The 4456-nt window shown below is 56.4% G+C and carries 3 protein-coding genes; 1 reads left to right on the forward strand and 2 read right to left on the reverse strand.

Annotated elements, in window-relative coordinates; all coding sequences use genetic code 11:
* On the forward strand, positions 1-442 hold a 442-nt coding region (locus tag AC0L2O_RS35965), incomplete at its 5' end, for a transposase (RefSeq protein WP_473373093.1).
* A gap of 1166 nt (positions 443-1608) precedes the next feature.
* On the opposite strand, the gene AC0L2O_RS35970 is transcribed toward AC0L2O_RS35965, so the two are convergent.
* The gene (locus AC0L2O_RS35970; protein WP_156949094.1) at positions 1609-2100 is read right to left on the reverse strand and encodes a hypothetical protein; all 492 of its coding nucleotides are present in this window, start codon (positions 2098-2100) and stop codon (positions 1609-1611) included.
* Between the two features lie 83 nt (positions 2101-2183).
* Entirely contained in the window at positions 2184-2537 is a 354-nt protein-coding gene (locus AC0L2O_RS35975; protein ID WP_027520158.1) for a phasin family protein, read from the reverse strand.
* Positions 2538-4456 lie beyond the last annotated feature (1919 nt).

Consider the following 4456-nt stretch of genomic DNA (forward strand, 5'->3'; position numbering starts at 1 on the left):
CCAGCAGCCGAAAGCCAAGCGCGCGTTGCAGGAGATCTGGATGGCTGAAACGAAGGTCGCCGCCGAGCTGGCGTTCGGCGCCTTCATCGGGAGCTACGCGCTGAAATACGAAAAGGCGGCAGACTGCCTGAACAAGGATCGGGACACGCTGCTGGCTATCTACGACTTCCCGGCCGAGCACTGGAAACACTTGCGGACGACCAACCCCATCGAAAGCACCTTCGCCACCGTGCGCCACCGCACCATTCGATCGAAAGGCTGCCTATCCAACAAGACCGCGCTCGCGATGGTCTTCAAACTGGTCGAGGGCGCGCAGAGAACCTGGCGCCGTCTCGATGGTCATAACCAGTTGCCAAAACTCGTTCTCGGTGTGACATTCAATGACGGGATCGAGGTCATCGCCAAGTCGACCGACCGCCAGCCCACAACCGCCGCCGCCTGACCGGCTCAAGCCGTCACCAAAATTTGGCGATGGCTCTTCGGTTGAGCCGGACCAATGCTGCTCGACCTTGTCGAGCTTCAGCTCGTTGAAGCACATCGGGCACGCCTGTGGTGGTGGCCTTCGCTTCACGCAATGCCACTCAGCGACTCTCTAGAGCCCGTCAGAAACGCTGTCCGGTTGCTCGGGACAGAAACCGGTGCTTCACTTGGATGCCGTGTCCACTCCCCAACAGCGGGCCGGCGGAGGGGCGGCCCCGAGTTCACTCTTCAACCGGGCGATTCGGGGTCGCTCTGTCGCTACGCCGGCATGGCTGTCAATCGGCTTGCAAATTTGACCCCGCATTGCCTCATCCAGAATGTTACTGGACAACTTCTCGCCGACCACCTGCCGTTGCAGAATGACCCGGGCATGCCGCAGTTTTTCGAGGAGGTTAGCCAGTTCCTAAATGGTGTGGTTTGAGCAAACGACGCGGCGCTTGGGACGTAACCACGCTTCGGCCGTTTGGAACGGTCAGCAAGCGTAAGACATGCAGGCTGCACAATATCTCGCCTCCTGATCGATACTCGCAGAGGTTTGCAATGGGGTCCTCGTATTTCGGAGCCCACAAGCGATTAGCAGAATGCGCTGGGCTGTTCGCCTTGGTAGGCCTGCCTCTCAGTTCTCCGGCTATAGCCGATGTGTATCCAGTGACGGGGATCTGGGTCACTCTCGATCCCAACTTCCCTATCGGAGTCGATGAAGCTTGCTTCACCGTCCGACTGTCTGGCGTCGAAGCGGTAGGTCGGCATTTGATAGCTGAAATGCTTATATTCAATGGGGACAAGCGGTACGACGTCACGCCGAGTACGCAGCTAGTCAGCTCACTTTCCTCCGCTAAGCCTGCACCGAAAGGTTATTGGATTACTGAAACACCCGATGCTAGGAGGCGGCTCTGGTTTACTCGAAAGATCACCTATCTTCTGACGATTGTTAATCCCACGACGATTGAGATTGGGAAAAACTCGCACAAAACAAAATTTGTGAGATGCGGACCAGGCAAACTGCCAACTTGACAAACGATCAATGCACTGCGCAAGGGGGGCAGCGTGTTCGAGGTTGTCCGCAACATGGGCACCTCCGTCGAAATCATTCAGGAGTACCATGGAAGGCGACAGCTGCCGCTTTCGCTACGCAGTTGGGGGATTAATTTTGGAGGGGCTTGCTACGTAAAGTTCGAGGAGCGTCTCCGACTGTTCCTTGAACAACACTCCGCCTTCTCTAAAAAATTCAGCTGTTATGGCGAGAAGATCCTGAGGGGACTTAGCCCCAGCAAACAGTCCGACAAAGTGCCATAGGAATCTCGTATTTCGTTCTGCCATCTCCAACAGCTGTTTTTGTTGAGACCAGGGGAATGCAGAGCCAATTGCGAAGGCTTCCGGAACGTCTCTAGGGAAGGAAACAAGAGTCTGCGTTTCAGTCGAAACAACTTCATGAGACCCCTCTGCCGCAACTTGTTCAGGAATGTTTGCGACCTCAATCAGCGGGTCAACAGTCTCCACCTCGGCAGAAGCGACCTTGGGGGCTTCGATGTTCAGGTCAACCGGCTTGACATCTTCTTCAGAAGATTTCGAAAGAGCGGTAGAGCTCTTCAACTTTCGATCTTTGGTTCGCTTGCTCATCTGACAGCTCACTTATCGGTGCAGTCTCCTCGGAGGCCACACGGCTTGCCTTCGACTAGATAGCGACTCGAAACACGAGCTAATTATACATCGTTCTGCGACGCTGATTTGCTGGACGGCAACATTCCGCTGCCAAGTTCCTTTATCGGATCTTGTGCGATGGAGAACTGGGCTTTTAGATACTCGCTCTGCAGCCGCATGAACTCATTCACGTCGGATGCATGGATCAGTTTTCGTGTATGCTCCAAGGCGGCTTTCATGTTCTGCTCTGTGATCGACAGAGTTTTCTTCGAGAAGTCTTTGGCGGGAGCGGGGACCATCTCGACTGACTTCGCTGCGGCATCCAGAAAGGCGGCAATAGCCTTCTCCGCCTGATCAACGCTGTTTTCAGCCATTTCCTTGACTTGAGACCGAACTTGGATACCTAGGTCAGACATGAGAAATCCTTACTTGGGGCAATCAGATCCGGTGCAGCCGAGCAGTCTAACAAGGCCAAGCTGAGGCAGGGATCGGACCACTTCAGTGCTGCGGTCCTAAGATTCCGTTGTTGGTATTCCCGAGATCTTGCACGGCCTTGTTCATCGTTCTGTCGTTTGCGTACCTGCTGGCTGGCGATGAACTACCGTTGCTCCCGTTGGTAGCGGGCAGAACTGGGAATTCGGTTTCCAGTCGTGCCATGACTAAGGGCGTTGCTCGTGTTTGGCCCGGGTGAGCCAGCCGTACCGTTCACGGTCCCACCGCTCGAGCTGGATCCCGCAGCCGTGTTGCCAGAGCCGGTTGCTCCGCTCGAAGAACCAGCACCACTTCACCCTCCCCCTCCGCTGCCCTGCGGAAAACTTAAGGTGCTAGTGCAGGTGAGAGCTCCTGCAATGAGAAGAGCGGTCACTTTCATGGCAGTTCTCCGGGATTCGATCCCATAAAGCTCCGAACGTCTCGTCTCGTTCCATTCGAAGGTTTGGCCGATCGCCTCGGTTCCTGAGCCGAAGCGGGGGAACCATCTGCGCGATGTTCTATTGTCCTTCGGGCAGGGAAGCTGAGGGGCTTTCAATGAATGGGATCATTTATATTGTCGGCTTGATCGTTGTGATCGGGATCGTTCTGTCGTTCTTCGGCCTGCGCTAGTCAGCACTGTGCGGCACCATCGAGTGCAAAGCAGTATTGTCGGCGTCGGACGAGGTTCACCTATTGCTTTATTGGCCCGTCCACGCATTAGACGGCGCGTCCATTTTTGCGAGACTTTGCCGCCGTATTCAACAGCTAAAGCCGTACCCTTCGCCTTTTTCGCTTGTTGTGCCGCTCACACTTGTTGAACCGCTGAAATTTATTGCAGTTCTTGTGGCAGGGAGTGGCCACACAATCTGGACGACGGTTACAAAGATTAGAACGTTGCAATCTCGGCGGTCAGCTCGGCAGAAGGTCGTCGGTGACATCGGAAAAAATTTGTAACGATCTGGCTGCGGCACTTCTGTGCCGTCAATGCGGTATGCAAGAGCGTGGCCGACACTGCCCGTTCAAGTAAATGAAACACGAGAATACGGTCGTCCCAGCTTTACGCGTTCGACGTTCTCGCCGTGGGCGGCGACGATCTTCGCGGCCTGCCACTGCATCTGCGAAGATAAATTTGCAGCGCCTGCTGGCGCGCCGGCCGGACGGGATCACCGTGGCGCCCTTTGAGCGGGGCGAGATTGGTCCCGATCTTTACCGGCCGCCTGCGGCATGGGCTTGAAGGGCTTGGTCTCAAAGCACCGCGATCGGCCTGACCGGGGCGCCGACAGAAGCATTGGGTAAGGCGAAGAATAGGCAACACCCCGCCATGAATCGCGAACTGTAGCCGCACGCCCTCTTTAACTTCCTCGCGAATCAGATTCGTATGGCCTGAGGCGCAGGGGGGTGGAGATGAAGTTCATTTTCACGGAAGCTGGCGGCAATAAGCCAGTTCGGAAGTGCGATCTTTGCTTACAGCCGATGAGGTATTTGGGCGAACATGCGAGATCTTGGCTGTTCAGGTGCGAGGATTGCGCGCTTGTCAGCACAGACAATATTCATCCTCCGCAAGCCGCCTTGGAAGGATCTCCTCGCTCGCCGCATGCTATCTGACGGTTCGCCGCGCGAGGCGTGGCATTTAAGTCTCAAGTCTTCCGCATCGCGCAGGAATGACGTCAGGCGATGTTGCCTAGTCTAACCGCCCCCTGTTAGCTGCAGCGGCCGAGCATCCATTGCCCTGGGGTTGCAGGAAGACCATGGCGCCCGGCCGCCTGGTCGCAGAGCGGCTGCGACCAGATCGTGTCCCGTGGCGTGGTGTAGCTGGCGGTGGATCACCGCGTTCGCCGGCGAGAGCCGGGCTGGTCAGCTGGCG

This window comes from Bradyrhizobium sp. Kon10 (assembly GCF_055807395.1).

Bases quoted from the DNA above. Each gene is read 5' to 3' on its own strand.
- AC0L2O_RS35970 (WP_156949094.1), bottom strand. From the start codon at position 2,100: ATGAGCAAGCGAACCAAAGATCGAAAGTTGAAGAGCTCTACCGCTCTT.
- AC0L2O_RS35975 (WP_027520158.1), bottom strand. From the start codon at position 2,537: ATGTCTGACCTAGGTATCCAAGTTCGGTCTCAAGTCAAGGAAATGGCT.